Source organism: Saccharothrix sp. NRRL B-16314 (genome assembly GCF_000716595.1).
Classification (GTDB): domain Bacteria; phylum Actinomycetota; class Actinomycetes; order Mycobacteriales; family Pseudonocardiaceae; genus Actinosynnema.
On sequence record NZ_JNXC01000007.1, the window covers coordinates 176,627 to 199,197 of the forward strand.

Annotated in this window: 24 protein-coding genes; 15 read left to right on the forward strand and 9 right to left on the reverse strand. The window is 70.8% G+C overall.

Annotated features, from left to right (window positions below):
• Positions 1 to 33 precede the first annotated feature (33 nt).
• The 4 genes from OQ02_RS14305 to OQ02_RS43750 all read left to right on the forward strand — a co-directional run bounded on the left by OQ02_RS14305 (position 34) and on the right by OQ02_RS43750 (position 3,001).
• Positions 34 to 516 carry a MarR family winged helix-turn-helix transcriptional regulator gene (locus OQ02_RS14305; protein WP_231500028.1) on the forward strand — a complete coding sequence of 161 codons (483 nt, stop codon included), beginning with the start codon at positions 34 to 36 and terminating at the stop codon, positions 514 to 516.
• 258 nt (positions 517 to 774) lie between these two features.
• Positions 775 to 1,392 carry a DUF4360 domain-containing protein gene (locus OQ02_RS14310; RefSeq protein WP_033438874.1) on the forward strand — a complete coding sequence of 206 codons (618 nt, stop codon included), beginning with the start codon at positions 775 to 777 and terminating at the stop codon, positions 1,390 to 1,392.
• Between the two features lie 106 nt (positions 1,393 to 1,498).
• Positions 1,499 to 2,131 carry a DUF4360 domain-containing protein gene (locus OQ02_RS14315; protein WP_033438875.1) on the forward strand — a complete coding sequence of 211 codons (633 nt, stop codon included), beginning with the start codon at positions 1,499 to 1,501 and terminating at the stop codon, positions 2,129 to 2,131.
• Positions 2,132 to 2,389: 258 nt separating this feature from the next.
• On the forward strand, positions 2,390 to 3,001 hold the full coding sequence (locus OQ02_RS43750) for a uracil-DNA glycosylase (protein ID WP_033438876.1): 612 nt from the start codon (positions 2,390 to 2,392) through the stop codon (positions 2,999 to 3,001).
• An 82-nt stretch (positions 3,002 to 3,083) separates the two neighbouring features.
• Here the strand turns inward: OQ02_RS43750 and OQ02_RS14325 are convergent, their stop codons facing one another.
• The 4 genes from OQ02_RS14325 to OQ02_RS14340 form a co-directional block, all read right to left on the reverse strand.
• The gene (locus OQ02_RS14325) at positions 3,084 to 4,535 is read right to left on the reverse strand and encodes a glutamate synthase subunit beta (RefSeq protein ID WP_033438877.1); all 1,452 of its coding nucleotides are present in this window, start codon (positions 4,533 to 4,535) and stop codon (positions 3,084 to 3,086) included.
• Positions 4,528 to 9,024, reverse strand: a complete 4,497-nt coding sequence (gltB, locus tag OQ02_RS14330; RefSeq protein WP_033438878.1) for a glutamate synthase large subunit — start codon at positions 9,022 to 9,024, stop codon at positions 4,528 to 4,530. Before gltB ends, OQ02_RS14325 begins: the two co-directional genes overlap by 8 nt.
• Before the next feature lie 384 nt (positions 9,025 to 9,408).
• Positions 9,409 to 9,621 (reverse strand): hypothetical protein, encoded by a 213-nt coding sequence (locus tag OQ02_RS14335; RefSeq protein ID WP_156077044.1) that lies wholly within the window; start codon positions 9,619 to 9,621, stop codon positions 9,409 to 9,411.
• Between the two features lie 137 nt (positions 9,622 to 9,758).
• Complete coding sequence (locus tag OQ02_RS14340) at positions 9,759 to 10,463, reverse strand: VIT1/CCC1 transporter family protein (RefSeq protein WP_033438880.1); 705 nt, start codon at positions 10,461 to 10,463, stop codon at positions 9,759 to 9,761.
• 7 nt (positions 10,464 to 10,470) lie between these two features.
• On the opposite strand from OQ02_RS14340, the gene OQ02_RS14345 reads away from it, so the two are divergent.
• Positions 10,471 to 11,217 (forward strand): peptidoglycan recognition protein family protein, encoded by a 747-nt coding sequence (locus OQ02_RS14345; protein WP_081915646.1) that lies wholly within the window; start codon positions 10,471 to 10,473, stop codon positions 11,215 to 11,217.
• A gap of 17 nt (positions 11,218 to 11,234) precedes the next feature.
• Here OQ02_RS14345 and OQ02_RS14350 read toward each other — a convergent pair whose 3' ends face one another.
• The 4 genes from OQ02_RS14350 to OQ02_RS14365 form a co-directional block, all read right to left on the reverse strand.
• On the reverse strand, positions 11,235 to 11,597 hold the full coding sequence (locus OQ02_RS14350) for a hypothetical protein (protein WP_033438881.1): 363 nt from the start codon (positions 11,595 to 11,597) through the stop codon (positions 11,235 to 11,237).
• A complete protein-coding gene (locus tag OQ02_RS14355; RefSeq protein ID WP_033438882.1) occupies positions 11,594 to 12,169 on the reverse strand; it encodes a MarR family winged helix-turn-helix transcriptional regulator in 576 nt (191 codons plus the stop codon). The genes OQ02_RS14350 and OQ02_RS14355 overlap by 4 nt, the downstream gene beginning before the upstream one ends.
• A gap of 48 nt (positions 12,170 to 12,217) precedes the next feature.
• On the reverse strand, positions 12,218 to 12,769 hold the full coding sequence (locus OQ02_RS14360) for a hypothetical protein (protein ID WP_033438883.1): 552 nt from the start codon (positions 12,767 to 12,769) through the stop codon (positions 12,218 to 12,220).
• 103 nt (positions 12,770 to 12,872) lie between these two features.
• Positions 12,873 to 13,655: an SGNH/GDSL hydrolase family protein gene (locus OQ02_RS14365; RefSeq protein ID WP_033438884.1), complete on the reverse strand. Its 783-nt coding sequence runs from the start codon at positions 13,653 to 13,655 to the stop codon at positions 12,873 to 12,875.
• Between the two features lie 135 nt (positions 13,656 to 13,790).
• Here OQ02_RS14365 and OQ02_RS14370 point away from each other — a divergent pair, with 135 nt between their 5' ends.
• The 4 genes from OQ02_RS14370 (at position 13,791) to OQ02_RS14385 (ending at position 17,264) form a co-directional block, all read left to right on the forward strand.
• Positions 13,791 to 14,327 (forward strand): TetR/AcrR family transcriptional regulator, encoded by a 537-nt coding sequence (locus OQ02_RS14370; protein WP_033438885.1) that lies wholly within the window; start codon positions 13,791 to 13,793, stop codon positions 14,325 to 14,327.
• A 31-nt stretch (positions 14,328 to 14,358) separates the two neighbouring features.
• On the forward strand, positions 14,359 to 15,039 hold the full coding sequence (locus OQ02_RS14375) for a response regulator transcription factor (RefSeq protein ID WP_033438886.1): 681 nt from the start codon (positions 14,359 to 14,361) through the stop codon (positions 15,037 to 15,039).
• Positions 15,036 to 16,316 carry a HAMP domain-containing sensor histidine kinase gene (locus OQ02_RS14380; protein ID WP_033438887.1) on the forward strand — a complete coding sequence of 427 codons (1,281 nt, stop codon included), beginning with the start codon at positions 15,036 to 15,038 and terminating at the stop codon, positions 16,314 to 16,316. The genes OQ02_RS14375 and OQ02_RS14380 overlap by 4 nt, the downstream gene beginning before the upstream one ends.
• Positions 16,317 to 16,556: 240 nt before the next feature.
• Positions 16,557 to 17,264, forward strand: coding sequence for a CAP domain-containing protein (locus tag OQ02_RS14385; RefSeq protein ID WP_033438888.1), 708 nt, complete (start codon positions 16,557 to 16,559; stop codon positions 17,262 to 17,264).
• Here the strand turns inward: OQ02_RS14385 and OQ02_RS14390 are convergent.
• Entirely contained in the window at positions 17,246 to 17,737 is a 492-nt protein-coding gene (locus OQ02_RS14390) for an Lrp/AsnC family transcriptional regulator (protein WP_033438889.1), read from the reverse strand. The genes OQ02_RS14385 and OQ02_RS14390 overlap by 19 nt on opposite strands.
• A gap of 122 nt (positions 17,738 to 17,859) precedes the next feature.
• Between OQ02_RS14390 and pdhA the strand changes: the two genes are divergently transcribed.
• The 6 genes from pdhA to OQ02_RS14420 are packed head-to-tail and all read left to right on the forward strand — an operon-like array spanning position 17,860 to position 22,569.
• A complete protein-coding gene (gene pdhA, locus OQ02_RS14395; protein ID WP_033438890.1) occupies positions 17,860 to 18,933 on the forward strand; it encodes a pyruvate dehydrogenase (acetyl-transferring) E1 component subunit alpha in 1,074 nt (357 codons plus the stop codon).
• A complete protein-coding gene (locus tag OQ02_RS14400) occupies positions 18,930 to 19,943 on the forward strand; it encodes an alpha-ketoacid dehydrogenase subunit beta (RefSeq protein WP_033438891.1) in 1,014 nt (337 codons plus the stop codon). The genes pdhA and OQ02_RS14400 overlap by 4 nt, the downstream gene beginning before the upstream one ends.
• Positions 19,936 to 21,216 carry a dihydrolipoamide acetyltransferase family protein gene (locus OQ02_RS14405; protein ID WP_033438892.1) on the forward strand — a complete coding sequence of 427 codons (1,281 nt, stop codon included), beginning with the start codon at positions 19,936 to 19,938 and terminating at the stop codon, positions 21,214 to 21,216. Before OQ02_RS14400 ends, OQ02_RS14405 begins: the two co-directional genes overlap by 8 nt.
• A 9-nt stretch (positions 21,217 to 21,225) precedes the next feature.
• The gene (locus OQ02_RS14410) at positions 21,226 to 21,723 is read left to right on the forward strand and encodes an HIT family protein (RefSeq protein WP_033438893.1); all 498 of its coding nucleotides are present in this window, start codon (positions 21,226 to 21,228) and stop codon (positions 21,721 to 21,723) included.
• Positions 21,724 to 21,728: 5 nt separating this feature from the next.
• Positions 21,729 to 22,292, forward strand: a complete 564-nt coding sequence (locus OQ02_RS14415; RefSeq protein ID WP_033439023.1) for a GNAT family N-acetyltransferase — start codon at positions 21,729 to 21,731, stop codon at positions 22,290 to 22,292.
• Positions 22,293 to 22,317: 25 nt separating this feature from the next.
• Positions 22,318 to 22,569 (forward strand): hypothetical protein, encoded by a 252-nt coding sequence (locus OQ02_RS14420; protein ID WP_033438894.1) that lies wholly within the window; start codon positions 22,318 to 22,320, stop codon positions 22,567 to 22,569.
• Positions 22,570 to 22,571: the final 2 nt, after the last annotated feature.

Below are 22,571 nucleotides of genomic sequence, written 5' to 3' on the forward strand. Positions count from 1 at the left end.
GCAGAGCAGGAGGGTCCCAGCGCTGCGGATGTGGTGACAGGGCAGGATTACGAGCGTTACGCACGTTACCGGATCGCCGAGCTGGGTGGGGACGCGAACGCGTTCGGCCTTTCGTACAACGTGCTCCACCTGGCGTACATGATGATCACCGATTACGAGGCGCTGGTGCACCGGGAGCTCGGGTGGACGATGCCCGGGTTCCGGCTGATGTTCAAGCTGTGGATCCTGGGGCCGACGCAGCCGGCGCGGCTGGCGAACCTGTCCGGCACCACTCGGTCGGCGATGTCCAACCTGATCAACACGCTGGAGCGCGCCGGGTTGGTGGAGCGCAGGAAGGACGACCAGGACCGGCGGGTCGTGTTCGTGGCGCTGACCGACCAGGGTCGCAAGTCGGTGGCGCGGGCGTTCCCGAGCCAGAACGCGCGTGAGGCGCGCTGGTTCGAGGCGCTGGACGACGACGAGAGCGCGCGCATGGTGCAGCTGATCCGGCGCGTGGTGGCCTCCCGGCCCGGTTGAGCCCGTGCCCGGTCGGTCCGGGTCGGTGGCCCGTGAACAACTCCCGAATGGTGGACGCAATAGTTGCGGTCGGTCTCGTTTCGGGAATGGTCGCAATTTCAACGAACGCCGTGCGGAACACCTATTTGTCGGGTGAAGTATTCGTTCCACTATGCGGGAGCGCTTCCACCCTAATGGTGGAACTGTGCGCCGATGGCGTTGCGCTACCTTCCTGTAACCGCCGTCACATCGTGAAGTGAGGTTAGAGGAAGGCAATCCATGCTGAGCACAATGGCCGCGGCGGTCATGGCCATGTCCGCGATCATCCCATTAAGTGAACCGCAGGTCGACGTCGCGCCGGATTACGTCACCGTCGAGGTGAAGACGGTGAACGGGTCCGGTTGCCCGGCCGGCACCGCGGCGGTCGCCGCCGCACCCGACCGCACCGCGTTCACCGTCACCTACAGCCAGTTCCTCGCCGAGTCGGGCGCGGCGTCGGATCCGACCGACTTCCGGAAGAACTGCCAGCTCGCGCTCCAGTTGAACTACCCGCAGGGCTTCACGTTCGGCGTCACGCAGGCCGACTACCGCGGCTTCGCGCACCTCCAGCCGGGCGCGGTGGGCATGGAGCAGGGCAACTACTACTTCCAGGGAATGTCGCCGACGTCCCGCAAGAGCCACACCTACACCGGGCCGTTGAGCGACAACTGGCAGGCGACCGACAGCACGGAATGGGGCGCCATCGTGTACGCCCCGTGCGGTGAGCAGCGGCTGTTCAACATCAACACGGAACTCCGGGTCACGGCGGGCACGTCGACCGGCACGAGTTTCATGGTGATGGATTCGACGGACAGCAACGTGAGCACCACCTACCACTTCTCGTGGAAGCGGTGCTAGCACCGGTCGGACCGCCCTTCGCCGAACACTGAACCGCGTGTTCTCCACAACTGCGTCAATTCGCCGCCGATTACCCCTGCTCAAGGACGAGTCGGAAGGTGTCTCCATGTTCAATTTCGTGGTGGCCGCCACCATGGCGGCGGCGATCGTCATTCCTCCCGGTGGTGCGCCGAACACGGTTCCACCGCCGGACCACATGACGATCGACGTGGTGACCGTGAACGGCTCCGGCTGCCCGGCCGGGACCGCCGCCGTAGCGGTGTCACCGGACAACAAGGCGTTCACCGTCACGTACAGCCAGTTCATGGCGCAGGTCGGTGTCGGTTCACTGCCCACGGATTTCCGGAAGAACTGCCAGCTCAACCTGAGGCTGAACATCCCACAGGGGTTCACCTACGGCATCGCGCAAGCCGACTACCGCGGCTTCGCCCACCTTGAGCAGGGCGCGACCGGCCTGGAACGGGCCAACTACTACTTCCAGGGCATGTCGCCCACGGCGTACCAGAGCCACAACTACGCGGGCCCGTTCAGTGACGACTGGCAGGCGACCGACACCACGGAGCTGGCCGCGATCGTCTACCACCCGTGCGGTGAGCAGCGCCTGTTCAACATCAACACCGAGCTCCGGGTGAGCGCGGGCACGTCCGACCCGACCAAGACCACGAGCTTCATCTCGATGGACTCGACGGACGGCAGTGTCGAGACGACCTACCACTTCGCCTGGAAGACCTGCCCGTAGTCCGGGGCGGTCCCGGCGGACAGGCGCCGCGCCGGGGCCGGTCGGAGCTGTGACGGGAAGGGGTCCCCGGTGGCCGGACCACGCTGTCCGGTCACCGGGGACGGCTCATGGGAGCGGCCTCGGTGGGCGGCGGGCACCCGCCCACCGAGGCGGCCGGATCACGGTCCGCTGCCGCAGCAGCCACGACGGGCGCTGTAACGAACGCCGCCGCCACACCGCTTGTGCAGGGGTACGCCGCCACCACGCGAACGGAGCCCCATGCCCGCCCGAGCGAACAAGTCGACCGCGGTGGTCCAGACCAAGCTGGCCCGCCTGGGCGAACCGCACATCGCCCCGCTCGTCGCCCTGGCGGACGAGATCGCCCGATCGCGCGGTCTGACGCCCGGCGACGTGCCCTACCCGGACCCGGACTTCGCGGGCGTCGACGCCGAAGCGCTGGTGCTGCTGAAGTCACCCGGACCGGGCGCCACGAAGAAGCACGGCTCGGGCCTGCTGAGCCCGGAGAACAACGACCCGACGGCCGCGCGGGCGCACGCCGAGTACGAGCGCGTAGGGGTGGACTGGCACCGCGTCGTGCACTGGAACACCGTGCCGTGGCCGACTGCGACGGACCAGCCGAGCGCCGACGACCTGCGTGACGCCAGAGCGTGGCTGCCGAAGATCCTGGACCTGGTGCCGGGCATCAAGGCGGTGCTCCTGATGGGGGTCATCGCCCGCGACGAGTGGAATCGACCGGGTAACACGGCCGGGGTGGGCCGTCGGGTGCACGTGATCACGTCGCCGATGCCGAGCCCGATGGGGTTGCGGCACGTCGGCGCGCACGAGCGCGTACGCGAGGCGTTCGACCGGCTGGCGGAAGTGCTGGCGTGATGGTCCGCGTGGCCGGACCACGCTGTCCGGCCACGCGAGAAGGGGGTCCCCTGGCGCACGTCGTTGTGCGCCCGGGGACGGCTCAGACGAGCGGCCGGTCGGTCGGCTCGATCGGCCGCGGCAGGACGTGCCTGCCGGTCAGGTAGGCGTCCACGCCGGCGGCGGCCGAGCGGCCCTCGGCGATGGCCCACACGATCAGCGACTGGCCGCGGCCCATGTCACCGGCCACGAACACGCCGTCGACGTCGGTCGCGAAGGAGTCGTCACGGGCGACGTTGCCGCGTGCGTCGAGACCGACACCCAGCTCGGTGAGCAGGCCGTCCTTCTCCGGGCCGACGAAGCCCATCGCCAGCGTCACCAGCTGCGCCGGGATCTCCCGCTCGGTGCCCGGCACCGGCTCGAACCGCCCACCGGACGCCTCGACCTCGACCAGCTTCAACGCCCGCACCGCGCCCGCGTCGTCACCCAGGAACTCCACCGTGGACACGGCGTACAGCCGCTCGCCGCCCTCCTCATGGGCCGACGTCACCCGGTACAGCATCGGGTAGGTCGGCCACGGGTGGGCTTCGGCGCGCTTCTCCGGCGGCCGGGGCATGATCTCCAGCTGCGTCACGGACAACGCGCCCTGGCGGTGGGCGGTGCCCACGCAGTCCGCGCCCGTGTCGCCGCCGCCGATGACCACGACGTGCTTGCCCTCGGCCGTGATGGGCGGCGCGTCCAGCTCGCCGCGCGCCACCCGGTTCGCACCCGGCAGGTACTCCATCGCCTGGTACACCCCGGACAGCTCCCGGCCCGGCGCCGGCAGGTCGCGCCACGCCGTCGCGCCGCCCGCCAGCACCACCGCGTCGTAGGACTCCCGCAGCTCCTCGACCGTGACGTCGACACCGACGTTCACGCCCGTCCGGAACTCGGTGCCCTCGGCCCGCATCTGGTCCAGCCGGCGGTCCAGCCGCCACTTCTCCATCTTGAACTCGGGGATGCCGTAGCGCAGCAGCCCGCCGATGGCGTCCGCCCGCTCCAGCACCACCACGTCGTGGCCCGCGCGGGTCAGCTGCTGCGCGGCGGCCAGGCCCGCGGGACCGGAGCCGACCACGGCCACCTTGCGCCCGGTGCGCGTCGGCGGCAGCTGCGGCGTCACCCAGCCCTCGTCCCACGCCCGGTCGATGATGGAGATCTCGACCCGCTTGATGGTGACCGGATCGCCGTTGATCCCCACCACGCACGCGGCCTCGCACGGCGCCGGGCACAACGTCCCGGTGAACTCCGGGAAGTTGTTGGTCGCGTGCAGGCGTTCCGACGCGAGCCGCCAGTCTTCCTTCCACACCAGGTTGTTCCACTCGGGGATCAGGTTCCCCAGCGGACACCCCTGGTGGCAGAACGGGATGCCGCAGTCCATGCAGCGACCGGCCTGCTTCTCCAGCTTGGGCCGCTCGAACTCCTCGTAGACCTCGCGCCAGTCGCGCAGGCGCAGGAAAACGGGACGGCTGCGAGGGGTCTCACGTTCGGTGGTGAGGAACCCACGAGGGTCAGCCATGGGATGCCTCCATGATCGCTTGGTTGACGTCGCGGCCTTCCAGCTCGGCGCGGGCCTGTGCCGCCAGCACCCGCTTGTAGTCCTTCGGCATGACCTTGGTGAAGCGGTCCACCGCCAGGTCCCAGTCGGCCAGCAGCGCGTGCGCCACCGCGGAGTCCGTCTCCAGGTAGTGCTTCTCGACGGCACGGCGGAGGAACTCGCGGTCCGAGTCGTCCACCGGGTCCAGGTCCACCATCTCCTGGTTGACCCGCTGCACGGCCGTGTCCAGCAGGTAGGCGATGCCGCCCGACATGCCCGCGGCGAAGTTGCGCCCGGTCGCGCCGAGCACGACGACCCGCCCGCCGGTCATGTACTCGCAGCCGTGGTCGCCCACGCCCTCGACGACGGCCAGCGCGCCCGAGTTGCGCACGCAGAACCGCTCGCCGACCTTGCCGCGCAGGAAGATCTCACCGCCGGTCGCGCCGTAGCCGATCACGTTGCCCGCGATGATGTGCTGCTCGGCGACGAACTGCGCGTCGGCCACCGGCCGGACGACGATCCGCCCACCCGACAGGCCCTTGGCCACGTAGTCGTTCGCGTCGCCGACGAGCCGCAACGTGATGCCACGCGGCAGGAACGCGCCGAACGACTGCCCGGCGGTGCCGGTGAACGTGATGTCGATCGTGTCGTCCGGCAGGCCTTCACCGCCCCACCGCTTGGTCACCTCGGAGCCGAGCATGGTGCCGACGGTGCGGTTCACGTTGCGCACCGGCAGTTCGAGCCGCACCCGGTCACCGGACGCGATCGCGCCCTCCGCGAGCTGGATCAGCGTGTTGTCCAGCGCCTTGTCCAGCCCGTGGTCCTGCGCCACCACCTGGTGCCGCGCCGCGTCCGCCGGCAGCGGGGGCACGTGGAAGATCGGCGACAGGTCGAGCCCGGCCGCCTTCCAGTGGTCCACCGCGGCCCGCGTGTCGAGCAGGTCCGCGTGCCCGACGGCCTCGGCCAGGGTGCGGAAACCGAGCTGCGCCAACAGCTCCCGCACTTCCTGCGCGACGAACTCGAAGAAGTTCACCACGTGCTCGGCCTTGCCCGCGAACTTCGCCCGCAGCACCGGGTTCTGCGTGGCCACACCCACCGGGCAGGTGTCCAGGTGGCAGACCCGCATCATGATGCAGCCCGACACGACCAGGGGAGCGGTGGCGAAGCCGAACTCCTCCGCGCCGAGCAGCGCCGCGATCACCACGTCCCGCCCGGTCTTGAGCTGGCCGTCGGTCTGCACCACGATCCGGTCGCGCAACCGGTTGGCCAGCAACGTCTGCTGCGTCTCGGCCAGGCCCAGCTCCCACGGGCCGCCCGCGTGCTTGATGGACGACAGGGGAGAGGCGCCGGTGCCGCCGTCGTGGCCCGAGATCAGCACGACGTCCGCGTGCGCCTTGGACACGCCCGCCGCGACCGTGCCGACGCCGACCTCGGAGACGAGCTTCACGTGGATGCGCGCCGCCGGGTTGGCGTTCTTCAGGTCGTGGATGAGCTGCGCAAGGTCCTCGATCGAATAGATGTCGTGGTGCGGCGGCGGCGAGATCAGGCCGACGCCCGGCGTGGAGTGCCGGGTCTTGGCGATCCACGGGTACACCTTCGCGCCGGGCAGCTGACCGCCCTCGCCGGGCTTCGCGCCCTGCGCCATCTTGATCTGGATGTCGTCGGCGTTGACGAGGTACTCGCTCGTGACGCCGAACCGGCCGGACGCCACCTGCTTGATCGCCGAACGCCGCGAGTCGCCGTTGGCGTCGGGGGTGAACCGCTCGGCGTCCTCGCCGCCCTCACCGGTGTTGGACTTCGCGCCCAACCGGTTCATCGCGATCGCCAGCACCTCGTGCATCTCCTGCGAGATGGAGCCGTAGGAGATGGCGCCGGTGGCGAACCGCTTGACGATGGACGAGACCGGCTCGACCTCGTCGATCGGCACGGGCGCGCGCACGCCTTCCTTGAACGCGAACAGACCGCGCAGCGTCAACAGCCGCTTGGCCTGCTCGTCCACCGCCCGCGTGTACTCCTTGAAGATGTCGTAACGCCCGGTGCGGGTGGAGTGCTGGAGCTTGAACACCGTCTGCGGGTTGAACAGGTGCGCCTCACCCTCGCGGCGCCACTGGTAGTCGCCGCCGACCTCCAGCTCGCGGTGGTGCGCCCGGACGCCGTCGGCCGGGAACGCCGTGTGGTGCCGCCGCGCGACTTCCTCGGCGATGACGTCGAACCCGATGCCGCCGAGCCGCGAGGTGGTGCCGGTGAAGCAGGAGCGCACGACCTCGTCGCCGAGGCCGATCGCCTCGAAGATCTGCGCGCCGGTGTAGGACGCGACGGTCGAGACGCCCATCTTGGACATCGTCTTGCGCACGCCCTTGCCCAGCGCCTTGATCAGGTTGCGGGTGGCGACCTCCGGCTCGACGTCCGACAGCTCCTCCACCGAAGCCATGGCCAGGTAGGGGTTCACCGCCTTCGCGCCGTAGCCGATGAGCAGCGCGATGTGGTGCACCTCCCGCGCGTCACCCGCTTCCACGATCAGGTCGACCTGCGTGCGGGTCTTCTCGCGCACCAGGTGGTGGTGCACCGCGCCGGTCAGCAGCAGCGACGGGATCGGCGCGTGGGTGGCGTCGAGGCCCCGGTCCGACAGCACGACCAACCGTGCGCCGTCCTCGATCGCCTGCGACACCTCGGCGCGGATCTCGTCAAGCCGCCGCACCAGCGCCTCGCCGCCGCCCGCCACCTCGTACAGACCGCGCACGGTGAAGGTGCGGAACTCCGGCAGCGTGCCGTCGTCGTCGACGTGGACGAGCTTGGCCAGCTCGTCGTTGTCCAGCACCGGGAACGGCAGCGAGATCCGCCGGCACGACGACGCGTCCGCGATCAGCAGGTTGGGTTCCGCGCCGAGCGTGGCGTGCAGCGAGGTCACCAGCTCCTCGCGGATCGCGTCCAACGGCGGGTTGGTCACCTGGGCGAACAACTGGCTGAAGTAGTCGAACAGCTGCCGCGGCCGGTCCGACAGCGGCGCGAACGGGGCATCGTTGCCCATCGAGCCGATCGGTTCCGCGCCGGAGCGGGCCATCGGGCCCAACAGCAGCGCCAGTTCTTCTTCCGTGTAGCCGAAAGCCTGCTGCCGCCGCACGAGGGACGAGTGCGTCGGCACCTCGCGCTCGCGCGCGGGCAGGTCGGCCAGGTGCAGGATGCCGTCGGCGACCCACTCCTGGTACGGGTGCTCGGCCGCGAGCTGCCCCTTGATCTCCTCGTCGTCGATGATCCGCCCCTGGGCGGTGTCGACGAGGAACATCCGGCCCGGCTCCAACCGGCCCTTGCGCACGATCGTCGCGGGGTCGAACTCCAGCACGCCCGCTTCGCTGCCGAGCACGACCAGGCCGTCCTCGGTGACCCAGTACCGGGCCGGGCGCAGGCCGTTGCGGTCGAGCACCGCGCCGATCAGCGTGCCGTCGGTGAACGCCACCAGCGCCGGACCGTCCCACGGCTCCATGAGCGTGGAGTGGAACTCGTAGAACGCACGGCGCTGCGCGTCCATCTCGGCGTGGTTCTCCCACGCCTCGGGGATCATCATGAGCACGGCGTGCGGCAGGCTGCGCCCGCCGAGGTGCAGCAGTTCCAGCACCTCGTCGAACGTCGCCGAGTCGCTGGCGTCCCGGGTGATCACCGGGAACACCCGGGACAGGTCACCGGGGATCAGGTCCGTGGCGAGCATCGACTCGCGCGCGTCCATCCAGTTCCGGTTGCCGCGCATGGTGTTGATCTCGCCGTTGTGCGCCACGTACCGGTACGGGTGCGCGAGCGGCCACGACGGGAAGGTGTTGGTGGAGAACCGGGAGTGCACCAGGCCGATGGAGCTCGTCACCCGCTCGTCGGTGAGGTCGGGGAAGAACTTCTCCACCTGGGGCTCGGTGAGCATGCCCTTGTAGATGATGGTGCGCCCGGAAAGACTCGGGAAGTACACGTCCGTCGCGTGCTCCACGCGCTTGCGGACGACGAACGCCAGCCGCTCGAGTTCCAAGCCGGCGGTGCCTTCCGGGCCGGCGAGGAAGAGCTGGCTGAACGCGGGCATGGTGGTCTTCGCGGTCGGCCCGACGTGGTCGGTGTCGACCGGCAGGGTGCGCCACCCGAGGACGGTCGCCCCCTCTTCGGCGGCGATGCGCTCGATCTGGTCCCTGACCTCGTCCTGGCCCTCCTGGGGGAGGAACGCGGTACCGACCGCGTAGCCGCCGGGCTCGGGCAGGGGGAAGCCGACGACCTCGCGGTAGAACGCGTCGGGCACCTGGATCAGGATGCCCGCGCCGTCACCGGTGTCCGGTTCGGCGCCGCGCGCACCCCGGTGTTCGAGGTTGCGCAGCGCCACCAGGGCCTGGCTGACGATCGCGTGATTTCTGCGGCCGGCCAGGTCGGCGACGAACGCGACACCGCAGGCGTCGTGCTCGTACTGCGGGTCGTAAAGGCCTTGCGGCTGGTGGTGGGTCACAACGGGCCCTCCCGTGGCGTCGTCCGGGCATCGTCCGGGCATACGGATGCGGCCGAACGCCCACGCGCGGCTTTACGCGGACAGCTCGGCCTACAGGTACTGGCTGTGGATCCACGCCCGAGAGATCTTCGGCGTGGTGACCGCACTCCGTTGTGCGGGAGAACTGCACTTCCTTGTGCGCGCGTGCCGTGGCCGGTTGGGTCGCGGGACGTGCTGGGCGGTGCACCGGGATTGCCGGGGTCTTGTGACGATAGTGTGAATTCGCGGTTATGGCTCTAGTCCGACAGGGCGTCGTGGTGAATCACACCACTACTTGACGCCGTTGCGACCAGCGCGGTACACCCGGTCAGGCTAGTAATTCTGTCTCTTCAACTACGGCTGAAGTCAGTCTCGGGATCTTCTGGACGCTCTGACGCAGCCCGCGGCGACACCGAGGCACAGTGCCGCGAGGGCGCCCTGCCACCACGCGGCCTCGCTCACGGCGAGGATCACGTTGACGCCGGCGACCAGCGTGAAGAGGCCCGCGAGGAGCGTCCAGAGCCGCCGTTCGGCCTTCTCACCGCGAGGGAAGAGGACGAATGTGGGTGGGTGGGTCACGGCGGGCACCTCCAGTCCGGACTTGCCGCGTTCAGCCTCGACAAGTCCGCCCGGGGTACCCGCAGATTGCGTACTCCACACCTTGGAGTGGTGACTTTTTCCGAGCGATCACGCAGCGTGCGCGCTTGTGATCCCAGTCACCCCACCGTTACGCCGAACAGGAGGCCGACGTAGTAGGTGACGAACATCGTGAGTGACCCGACGACGACGTTCCGCCGGACCGCGCGGCCGACGTGGCTCGACCCGAGGCGTGCGCTGATCGCGCCGGTGAGCACCAAGCCGACCAGCACGGCCACCGCGCACGCCCACACCCGCCACGCCGTCGGTGGCACCACGATCGCGATCACCGGGATCAGCGCGCCCACGGCGAACGCCACCAGCGACGCCCACGCGGCCTGCCACGGGCTGGTCAGGTTGTCCGGGTCGATCTGGAGCTCGGCCTCGGCGTGCGCGCGCAGGGCGTCCTGCTCGGTCAGCTCGCGGGCCACCCGCGCGGCCAGCTCGTCGGACAAGCCCTTGTCCCGGTAGATGCCGGCGAGTTCCTGTTCCTCGGCCTCCGGCATGTCGCGCAACTCCTGCGCCTCCAACCGGAGCGCGGCCTTTTCGGTGTCCCGCTGGGTGCTGACCGACGCGTACTCGCCGCCCGCCATCGACAGCGATCCCGCGACCAGCCCGGCCACGCCCGCGGCGAGGATCGTGGTCCGGTCGGTGGTGGCGCCCGCGACGCCCACCACCAGGCCGGCCGTCGACACGATGCCGTCGTTCGCTCCCAGGACACCGGCGCGCAGCCAGTTGAGCCGTCCGGAGAGGTCGTCGTTGTGCGGTTCACCGGCGTGCGTCATGACGATGATGGAACCACCACGCGGCTACCGGGTGGTGTCGTGGGCGCGAACGGGTGAGGGGCTGGACAGCGGCCGTCCGCCGCACGGCGATCACCGTGTGATCCACTCGTGGCTGACGAATGGGGGAGTCGTGGTCGGCAGGCGCGCGGTGTTGCTCGGGGTGGGTGCAGTGGTGGGGCTGGGCGCCGTGACGCTGCCGCCGCGTCCCGTCCGGCGGCGGGTCGAGCCGTGCGCCGAGTGGGGTGCCCGGCCGCCGGTCGAACGGCCGGTGTCGTTGGCCCGCGAGCCGGAGCGGATCTTGATCCACCACACCGCGACGGAGAACGTGGCGGACTCGTCGCGGGAGCACGCGCACCGACTGGCCCGGTTCTTCCAGGGGCTGCACATGGACCGCAACGACTGGGGCGACACCGGGCAGCACTTCACCATCACCCGGGGCGGGGTGTTGTTGGAGGGGCGGCACGGGAGCCTCGACGCGTTGCTCGCCGGTGACCGGATGGTGGAGGGCGCGCACGCGTTCGGGCAGAACCGGAACTCGATCGGCATCGAGAACGAGGGCACGTACGTCGACGAGGAGCCGCCGGCGGTCCAGTGGAACGCGTTGGTGTGGCTGTGCGCGGTGATCTGCCGCCAGTACGGCATCCCGCCGACGGAGATCCACGGCCACCGGGACTTCTGGGACGGCACGGTGTGCCCCGGCGACGCCTTCCACGCCCTGCTGCCGAGGCTGCGGGCCCGGGTCGCGTTGGCCTGAGTCGTGGCGGTTCGGCTTCAGCCGGCCATCATCGGCCGCCACGCGGTGGCGTCGAAGATCAGTTCGATGGCGGCGATGCGGCCGTCGGTGAGGCGGAAGTGCTCGGCGGTGCGCTGTGTGCCGACCGGCGTGGCCGTGTGCACGTCGTAGACCAGGGTGGCTTCGGACTCGCCGTACAGCTCGCTGATCAGGTCGACGCCCGTCACCACCCCGAGGAACGCGTCCAGCCCGGCCAGGTGCCCGGCGGCGTCCGACCGCATCAGCGGGCTCTCGAAGGTGAACGGGTCGGCGAGTTGGGCGACCGCGGTCGGCACGTCGCCGCGGAACCTGGCGTCGTGGTAGGCCCGGACCCGGCGTCGGGTTCCCTCGTGGTCGGTCATGGCGTCTCCCCCTGGTCGGTGGCGTTCAGGTGCTGCTCGATCCGGGTCTGGTTGTCCGCCAACCGGAGGCAGAGGTGTCGGAGCTGGGTGAGTTCGGCGGGCGTGAAGCCGCGGAAGATCGCGGCCATGGCGAGCTGGGACGGTCGGCGGAACGCGTCGAGCCATTCCTCGCCGCGCGGCGTGATCCGGGCCAGCACGGACCGGCGGTCGTTCCGGTCGGGGACGCGCTCCACCAGGCCGTCGCGTTCGAGGGTGTCGACCAGACCGGTCGCGTTCCTGGCGCTGACCCCGGCCGACCCCGCCAGCGCACCGAGGCTCATGCCGTCCTCGGGCGCGGTGCTCAGGCGGATCAGGACGTCCAGCGCGCCGGAGCTGAGTCCCCGGCTGTCGGTTCCGCGCGACCGCAGGCGTTCCACGGCGTGGAAGGCGGTGCGAACGGCCGCCGCCGCCTCGAACGCGAGCGTGTCGCCGTCGTCGGTGAACGCGGTCATCGCGGTTCGGACGCGCGAGTCGAAGAGGGTTCCGTCGGGGTCGTTGGCGAGCTCGACCGCTGGTTTGTTTACTGGACTCATAGTGAAGCAGTACTTTATTACCTACTTCAGCATCTGTGCAACGGGCGGCTAGCCGGTCTCCACGATGCGCCACTGCGGTCCGCCGACCCAGGTGGCTTCCAGCCTTGACGTGTGGCCGGGCCCGGTGAACTCGACCACGACGGCGTCCGCGGGCTGTTCGACGGTCGCGGCGAAGCCCTGGCGCGGGGTCGCGGAGATCGGCTGCATGTCGTCGGGGGAGAAGCGGATCGCGGCCACCCCGCCGTGCAGGCGGAAGCTCCGGAGGTACACCGGTCGGCCGTCCTCCTCGGTCCACGTGCCGTTCTCGGACGGCAGGGGCGGCGTCGTGGTCGTCGTGACGGGGACCGTCGTGGTGGTCGGGACGACCGTCGCCACGACCGCGGCCACCGTCGTCGTCGTGGTGGTGGGTACGGGGGCGACGGTCGTGGTCGTCGTTGCGGCGGTGCTGCGGATCGCCGACGACTGCGTCGGCCCGGCGACGACCCGCGGCCGTTCGGGCACACCCGCGTCCAGCACGAACCGGATGCCCAACCAAGACAGCGCCACCGCCACCGCGGTCGTCGCCGACCACGCGGCGAGGTACTGGAGGCCCCTGGTCACGCGGCCATACTGCCGGCGGCGGCGACACGGCGGACCCCTGACCGGCAGAGTGACGCGCCGCCCCGCGTCCGGAGTGGCCCCGGACGCAGGACGGCGAGGGTGGTCAGCCGGTCACGGTGTTGAGCAGGGCCAGGTAGCCCGCGCTGTAGCCGGTGGCGTTGGGGTGGAACGACTCCGCCAGCCGGAACAGCGAGAACTGGTTGATCCACGGTGACCGGCCACAGGCCCCGTGGCCCGCGAAGTGCGCCCGCGAGTCGACGTAGCGCACCCCGGCCGCCGCGGCGCGTCCGGCGATCACCTCGTGCAGCGCGTCGGCGCCGCGGTTGAGCGCGGCGCGCTTGGTGGTGTTCATGCACGTGCCGGTCGGCTCGACCAGCCTCGGGTAGCCCAGGACGATCACCGTGGCGTTCGGGGCGCGGTCGCGGATGGTGGCGTAGGTGGCGTCGAGCCGACCGGGCAACGTCGTGCGGGCGCTCTCGATGCCGGCGTCCACGGCGTTGACGCAACTGGTGTCGCTGCCGGTGACGCACGTGATCATGGTGTTGGCGAACCCGACGTCGTTGCCGCCGATGGTGATCGTGACCTGGTCCGTGCCCGCGTCGAGCGAGGCGAACTGGTCGGTCATGCTCTGCGTGGTGGCTCCACCGCAGGCGGCGTACTTGAAGGACGCCACCGCGTGCGTGTCCGCCCAGAGCTGCGCGTACCCGCGAGGGCTTCGGAAGCACGAGCCGCTCACGTACGGCGGCGCGCCCGTCCCGGAGGAGTACGAGTCGCCGAGCGCGACGTAGTCGACGGCCGCCGCGGCCTGCGCCGCGGTCGAGGTGAGCATGACGGCCAGCGCGGCGGGCAGCACCGCGCACACGACCTTGCGAAGACGTAAGCGCACGTCCGGTCCTTCCTCGGGGAGTCACCTGCGTGAAGGCGGCAGGTCGCCGACGTTACGAAGGCGTTCCGAGGGATCACAGTCGGTGCTATTCTCGTTACCTGCGAGTAACATAGACCGCTTCGCCGGGGTGCCGCCATGATCGTTCCGCGCCGCAGCGACGCCCTGAGGAACCGGGCGGCGATCATCCGCGCGGCCGAGGAGCTGGTGGTCCGCGGCACGATCCCGTCGCTCGCACGGGTCGCCCGGCTGACCGGGCTCGGCCAGGCCACCGTGTACCGGCACTTCTCCGACCGCCGCACCTTGTTGCTGGCCATGGCGCGGGAACACCTGGCGCTGCTGGCCGAGGCCGCCGACCGGAACGCCCACGACCCCGCCGCGTTCCGCGCACTGCTGGCCGCCGTGATGGCCTACCAGGTGTCGATGCGCCCGCTGGTCGACGAGCTGCGCCGGGTACCCGAACCCGACCAGCGGGGACACGTGCGCCGACTGCTGGACGCGCTGCGCGGCCCGTTCGCCCGTTCGCAGGAGGCCGGCCACCTCCGCCACGACGTCGTGCTGAACGACATCGTGGTCGTGCTGACGATGCTCCAGGCCGCCGTCGACTCGACACCGGACCCCGGCCGCGCCATCCCGGTGCTGCTCGACGGTCTGTTCCACCAGGAACCCCGTTGAGCCTCACGGCGCGCGTTATACCGTGCGCGCCATGGTCTCGGTGCTGCTCGTCGAGGACGACCCGGTGGTGCGGTCTGCGGTGACCCGGGCGTTGACCGGGCTGGGGCACGCCGTCCTGCCGGTCGGCACCGCGCTGGAGGCCCTGCGGGAGATCACCAACGGCAGGTTCGACCTCGTCGTGCTCGACCTCGGCCTGCCGGACATGGACGGCGCGGACGCCCTGCGGATGATGCGCGGGGTGTGCGACGTGCCGGTCATCGTCGCCACCGCCCGCGACGACGAGAAGGAGATCGTCCGCCTGCTCAACGCGGGCGCCGACGACTACCTGGTCAAGCCGTTCTCCAGCGAGCACCTCGCCGCGCGGTTGTCCGCAGTGCTGCGTCGCGCGCGCAAGGAAACCGTGCCCGCGACGCTCCGGGTGGGTCGGCTCACCGTCGACCCGGACCGCCGGGAAGCGACGCTCGACGGGCGCGAGCTGAACCTGACCCGCAAGGAGTTCGACCTCCTCGCCTACCTCGCCGCCCGCGAGGGCAAGGTCGTGCCGCGCGCCGAACTCCTGGCGAACCTGTGGAACCTGCCCGGCCGGCACGACGACCAGACGCTGGACGTGCACCTGTCCTGGCTGCGCCGCAAGCTCGGTGAACGCGCCGCCCAGCCCCGCTACCTGCACACCGTGCGCGGCGTCGGGTTCAAGCTCACGGCGGCCGAGTGAGGAAGTCGCTGGGCCTGGTCTCGCTCGCCGTCACGTCGATGGTGGCGCTGGCGTTCCTCATCCCGCTGGCCCTGGTGGTGCGCCAACTCGCCGAGGACCGGGCGGAGGCCGACGCGGAACGGCTGGCGGGCGCGCTCACGCCGGTCCTGGTGATCACCACCGACCCGGCGGCCGTCGGCCAGGCCCTGCTGAGCACCGGCGGCCGGGTCGCGGTGCACCTGCCGGGCGGCGAGGTCGTCGGCGTGCCGATGGCCAGCGAGGTCCAGCTCACGACCGCCCGTGAGCAGGGCCGCGCGTCCACCGAGGTCATCCCCGCTGGCCGGGTGCACCTGCAACCCGTGCTGCTGGACCAGGGCCGCGTCGCGGTGGTGGAGGCGTTCGTGCCCGTGGCCGAGCTGTCCCGCGGTGTCACCGAAGCCTGGCTCGCGCTCAGCGGCGTCGCGATCACCCTCGTGCTGGGCTCCGTGCTGGTCGCGGACCGCCTCGGCGCGCGGGTCGTCAAAGCCTCCGCCGCGCTCGCCGAAGGCGCGCGCAAAATGGGTCAGGGCGATCTCGCCACCCGGGTCACGCCGAGTGGTCCACCGGAATTGCTGGACGCCGGCACCGCGTTCAACCGAATGGCCGACCGCATCGGCCAACTGGTCGCCAACGAACGCGAAATCCTCGCGGATCTCTCGCACCGGCTGCGCACACCGCTCACCGCGTTGCGGCTCGATTCGGAAACGCTCGGCCAGGACCCCAACGCCAACCGCGTCCGCCAGGCCGTGCACGCGCTGGAGCGCGAGGTGAACGAACTCATCCGGGCCGCCCGCCGCGAACTGGACGACCCCGATGGCGGTCGGTGCGACGCCGCGCAGGTCGTGCACGACCGGCTGGTGTTCTGGTCCGCCTTGGCCGACGACCAGCAGCGGCTGTGGAACCAGCGCGGCACCGAGCGCCGCGCCCTCGTCCCGCTGACCCGCAGCGACCTCGCCGCCGCGATGGACGCCGTGCTGGGCAACGTCTTCCGGCACACGCCCGAGGGTGTCGGCTTCGTGGTGGCCCTGTTCCACCAGGCCGACCGGGTGGTGATCGTGATCGAGGACGCGGGGCCCGGCATCGACGACCTGGAGGCGGCGTTGCGGCGGGGGAGCAGCGGCGCGGGTTCGACCGGGCTCGGGCTGGACATCGCCCGCCGGGCGGCGGAGTCCACCGGCGGTTCGCTGGTGGTCGACCGGGGACCGCTCGGCGGCACCCGCGTCCAGCTGTGGTTGGGCCGTGCGGAGGAGCAAGTCTGACCGAGGCTGCCTTTTCGGCGCCTGATGCCAGGTTTAAATGTTCCTTAAATAAATGCGTGTTGACAGTTCCGCGTTACCGGATAAAGTTATTCACGGAATTGAGGTCGACCGTCGCGCTCCCACCCTTGCCCGGTCGCCCGGTTCCCCGTTCGGTGCGGCGACCGCGGCACTTACCCTGCGAAGAAGTGCACACGGTCGCCGCGCCCGAAATACCGCCGAATGCAGATTGAGGTTTTTCGCTTGTCGCGCAAGAGCAGTGTGCTGCCCGTCACGATCGTCCTCGCCGGGTTGGCCCTGGCCGGGTGCGAGCACCCGGACGGGATGGCCCTGGTCACGGTGAGCGCGACGGCCACGATCCGCGCCTCCTCCCAAGCCGACACCCCGCCGGTGACGACCACGGCGGACGCCACGACGTCCGCGCCGAGCGCCACGACACCCGAGGCGCCGCCCGTGACGACGGCCGTCACCACCACTGCCGAGCCCGCACCGGCCCCGCCTGCGGCCAAGACACCGGTGGAGCCACCCGCGCCGCCCGCACCCGCGCCCGCCGTGCCGACCAGGACCGAGGTCGAGATCGCGGAGTCCAAGGTGGTCGAGCTGACCAACGCCGAACGCGCCGCCCACGGCTGCCCGGCCCTGGCCGCCGACGACCGACTCGCCACCGCCGCCCGCGCGCACAGCGCCGACATGGCCGCCCGGAACTACTTCGACCACGTGTCCCGGGACGGCCGCACGTTCGTGGACCGGGTCAAGGCCGCCGGCTACCCCGCACCCGGCGCGGAGAACATCGCCGCCGGTCAGCGCACCGCCGAGGCCGTGGTGAAGGGCTGGATGGACTCGCCCGGCCACCGCGCCAACATCCTGAACTGCAAGCTCAAGACGCTGGGCGCGGGCATGGCGCGTGGCGGTTCCTACGGCATCTACTGGACTCAGAACTTCGGCTGGTGACCGTCGCGGTCGTTGCCGCCGGCCGGTAGTTCGTCGAGGATCAGGACGGTGTGGCTGGACGTCACGTCCGGCATCGTCTGCAAGCGGGACAGGACGAGGTCGCGGAGGCTGTGCGCGTCCGGGGCGCGGACCAGCAGGACCAGGTCGTAGTCGCCGGACACCAGCGCGCCGTGCCACACCTCCGGGATCTCCAGCACCCGCTGCCGCACCGCCTTCCACGAGTGCTGGCTGATCTTGAGGTAGACGTACGCCGAGATGCCGAAGCCGTAGCGCTCCGGGTCGACCACCGCCGCGTACCCCGTGATCACGCCGTCGCGGTGCAGCCGTTCGACGCGTGAGTACGCGCTCGCACGCGAGATGTGCAGCTTCTCCGCGAGCGTGCGCATGGACATCCGGCCGTCCGCCCGCAGCTCCTCCACGATGCGCCGATCGAGCGCGTCGAGCGGAGCCGAATGTCCAACCCTCACCGTCATGTGGCTGACGATAACCCGTCCGCGAGGCCATTCGTCCGGATTTCCGGGCCGGATCTGGAACTTTGGCCGCCGTGACGCGGACCATGCGCAGCATCTCGTCACATGAGACACCGGAGGAGCCCATGGCCCGCACCCGCGCGCCCGAGCGAACGTTGCTGCCCAGCGACGAACCGCTGTCCCTGCTGCGCAAGGACGGCTCACCGGTGGACGACTCACCGCTGGCCATGCCCGACGACGACGTCCTGGTCGAGCTGTACCGGCGCATGGTCGTCGGCCGCCGCTTCGACACCCAGGCCACCTCGCTGACCAAGCAGGGCAGGCTGGCCGTCTACCCGTCGTCACACGGTCAGGAGGCGTGCGAGGTCGGCTCGGTGCTCGCCCTGCGCCCCACCGACTGGCTGTTCCCGACCTACCGCGACTCGGTCGCGCTCGTGACCCGGGGCGTCGACCCGGCCGAGACGCTGACCCTGCTCCAAGGCGGCTGGCACCTGGGCTACGACCCGTACGAGCACCGCGTCGGCCCTCAGTGCACGCCGTTGGCGACCAACACGCTGCACGCGGTCGGGTTCGCGCACGCGGCGCGGTTGAAGGGCGAGGACACGGCGGCGCTGGTGCTGCTCGGCGACGGCGCCACGTCCGAGGGCGACACGCACGAGGCGTTGAACTTCGCCGGGGTGTGGCACGCGCCGGTGGTGTTCCTGGTGCAGAACAACGGCTACGCGATCAGCGTGCCCATGTCCAAGCAGAACGCCGCGCCGTCGTTGGCGCACAAGGGCATCGGGTACGGCGTGCCGTCCGTGCTGGTGGACGGCAACGACGTGGCCGCCGTGTACGCGGTCGTGCGCGAGGCGGTGCTGTCCGGCGGTCCGACGTTGATCGAGGCGTTGACCTACCGGATCGAGGCGCACACCAACGCCGACGACGCCACCCGCTACCGCACGTCCGACGAGGTCGCCGCGTGGCTGGACCGCGATCCGGTGGACCGGTTGGAGACGTACCTGACGTCGCGGGGGCTGCTGGACAACGCGCGCCGGGCGGCGATCGCGGCCGAGGCCGAGGAGTTCGCGGCGTCCGTGCGGGCGAAGATGAACGTGGACGTGGAGCCGTCGCCGGACGACCTGTTCGAGCACGTGTACGCCACGATGCCGCGCCACCTGCGGGAGCAGGCGGCGGCGTTGCGCGAGGAACTGGCATGAGCGCGGTCTCGATGGCCGGTGCGCTGAACCGGGCGCTGGCCGACTCGCTGGCCGCCGACCCGAGCGTGCTGGTGTTCGGCGAGGACGTCGGCCCCCTGGGCGGGGTGTTCCGGGTGACCGACGGCCTGGCCGCGCGGTTCGGCGAGGAGCGGGTGTTCGACACGCCGCTCGCCGAGTCCGGCATCGTCGGCACCGCCATCGGCATGGCGATGAACGGCTTGCGGCCCGTGGTGGAGATGCAGTTCGACGCGTTCGCTTACCCGGCGTTCGAGCAGATCACCAGCCACCTGGCGAAGCTGCGCAACCGGACGCGCGGGCAGGTGTCGTTGCCGGTGGTGATCCGGGTGCCGTACGGCGGCGGGATCGGCGGGGTGGAGCACCACTGCGACTCGTCGGAGGCGTACTACACGCACACGCCGGGGCTGCGGGTCGTCACGCCGGGTACGCCGGATGACGCGTACCGGTTGCTGCGCGACTCGATCGCGTCGCCCGATCCGGTGATCTTCCTGGAGCCGAAGCGGCGGTACTGGGCGAAGGGCGAGCTGTCGGCGGACTCGGCGGACTCGGCCGACTCCGTCGCGTTCGACCGGGCGCTGGTGCGGCGGACCGGGCGGGACGTCACGTTGATCGCGTACGGGCCGATGGTCGCGACCGCGCTGGAGACGGCGGACGCGGCGGCGGAGGAGGGCTGGGACGTCGAGGTGGTCGACCTGCGGTCGCTGTCGCCGTTCGACGACGAGACGGTGTGCGCGTCGGTGCGGCGCACCGGCCGGGCGGTGGTCGTGCACGAGGCGTCCGGGTTCGGCGGGTACGGCGCGGAGGTCGTCGCCCGGGTCACCGAGCGGTGCTTCCACCACCTGCACGCGCCGGTGCTGCGGGTGACCGGCTTCGACATCCCCTACCCGCCGCCGAAGCTGGAGGAGCACCACTTGCCGAGCGTCGACCGGATTTTGGACGCGATCGCCCGGCTCCAGTGGGACGACGAGGTCGTGGGGGGTCACGGTGCCTGACTTCCGGCTGCCCGACCTGGGCGAGGGGTTGACCGAGGGCGAGATCGTCACCTGGCTGGTGTCGGTCGGGGACCACGTGTCCATCGACCAGCCCGTGGTCGAGGTGGAGACGGCGAAGGCCGTGGTCGAGGTCCCGTGCCCGTACGAGGGCGTGGTGAGCGCCCGTTTCGGCGAACCGGGCGAGCAGCTGCCCGTCGGCTCGGTCCTCCTGACCGTCGGCGAACCCGCCAAGCAACCCGCCCCGGCCGAACCGGCCGCCCCCGCCGAACCGGGGGAGCCGGAGAAGTCGGGCAGCGGCAACGTCCTGATCGGCTACGGCACCTCCGACACACCGCGGCGCCGCCGCCGCCCCCGTGAGTCCAACGCTCAGAACGCGAGAGTCCTACGTTCGGAACCCCCGAATTCAACGCTCAGGACACCCGAACCGCCCACCGTCCCCGCCGCCCGCCCCGCCACCGCACCCGCCGTGATCTCGCCGTTGGTGCGGCGGATGGCCAGGGAGAACGGCCTGGCGCTCGACCAGGTCGAGGGCACCGGGCCGGGCGGCGTGATCCGCCGGGCCGACGTGGAACGCGAACTGACCGCGCGCACCGCTCCGGTCGCCCCCGGTCGCCGCATCCCGCTGCGCGGCGTGCGCGGCGCGGTGGCGGAGAAGCTGGCCACGTCACGGCGGGAGATCCCCGAAGCGACCGTGTGGGTGGACGTCGACGCCACCGACTTCCTCGCCGCACGCGCCGCGCTGCCCTCGGTGTCGCTGCTCGCGCTGCTGGCGCGGTTCACCGTGCTGGGGCTCAAGAAGTTCCCCGAGCTGAACTCACGGGTCGAGGGCGACGAGATCGTGGTCCTCGACGAAGTGCACCTCGGCTTCGCCGCGCAGACCGACCGCGGCCTGATGGTGCCGGTCGTGCGGGACGCGCAGTCCCTGACCACCGCCGAACTGGCGTCCGCCATCGCCGCGCACACCGCCTCGGCACGTGAGGGCAAGCTCGCGCCCGCCGCGATGACCGGCGGCACGTTCACGGTCAACAACTACGGCGTGTTCGGCGTCGACGGCTCGGCCGCGATCATCAACCACCCGGAGGCCGCGATCCTCGGCATCGGGCGCATCATCGACCGGCCGTGGGCGGTGGACGGGCAGCTCGCGGTCCGGAAGGTCGCGCAGCTGACCCTCGCCTTCGACCACCGGGTGTGCGACGGCGGCACGGCGGGCGGGTTCCTGCGGTTCGTCGCCGACTGCGTCGAGTCCCCGATCACCGCCCTGGCGGATCTGTAGGTTGGCCGGATGACCCGTGTGGCGTGGGACGAGGAGTCCTACCTGGACCTCGTCCGCCGAGCGTGCTTCATCTGCGAGATGCTCGCCGGGAACCCCGACTACCCGCACCACGTCGCCCACCGCGACGAGCGGGCCGTGGTGTTCCTCAGCAAGTTCCCGTTCATGTGGGGGCACCTGCTGGTCGCACCGGTCGAGCACCGCGAGCACGTCATCGGCGACTTCCCGTTGGAGGACTACCTCGCCCTCCAACGGGTGGTCCACGCCGCCGGCACCGCGCTGACCTCCCTGGTACCCACCGAACGCCTGTACGTGCTGAGCCTGGGCAGCCAACAGGGCAACCGGCACGCCCACTGGCACCTCGCGCCCCTGCCACCCGGAGTGCCGTACGACCGGCAGCAGTTCGCCGCGTTCTCGGCCGAGCTGGGCTCGTGCGACTTCCCCGAGCGCGACCTAGCCGAGCTGGCCGCAGAACTCGGAGGACGGCTGCGCCGGATCCTCGTAGATTGACCGGCGTGACGAAGCCCGACTACCCCATTCGGACCCGGCGCCTGACCCTGCGCCCCTTCACCTTCGCCGACCAGGACGCGCTGCACTCCTGGCAGTCCCGCCCGGACGTCGTGCGCTACCTCTACGGCGAGGCCCGCAGCCCCGAGGAGACCGCCGACAGCCTGGCGGTGAAGGTCGCGGTGACGTGGCCGGAGAAGGAGGGCGACCACCTCTCGCTGGCCGTGGAGAAGGACGGCGAGGTCATCGGCGAGACGGTGCTCAAGTGGCTCAGCGAGGCGCACCGGCAGGGCGAGGTCGGCTACATCTTCCACCCCGACCACCACGGTCAGGGCTACGCCACCGAAGCCGCCGCCGCCATGATCGACCTCGGTTTCACGAACCTCGGCCTGCACCGCATCGTGGCGTCGTGCGACGCGTTCAACGAGCCGTCGTGGCGGGTGATGGAGCGGCTGGGCATGCGCCGGGAGGCCCACTTCCGGCACGGCGAGGTCTTCAAGGGCGCGTGGGGCGAAGAGCTGATCTACGCCATCCTGGAGGACGAGTGGCACCGGATGGCGGACAGCACCTGAGGACCGGACGGCGGATGATGGCTCGATGCACGAGTACACCGTGGACAGCGGCGCCTACGAGCGGTGGCTGGCGGAGCACCAGGACGAGTTCGTGGTCAACGCCGAGCGCAGCTTGAACCCGAACAACCTGGTCCTGCACCGCGCCAGCTGCCACACCATCAACGGCACCCCGAGCCGGGGCACGACCTGGGTCGGCAGCTACATCAAGATCGTCGGCCGCCGCACCGAACTGGAGGCCACGCACCCGACCGCCCGCCCGTGCCGCCTCTGCCTGTGACA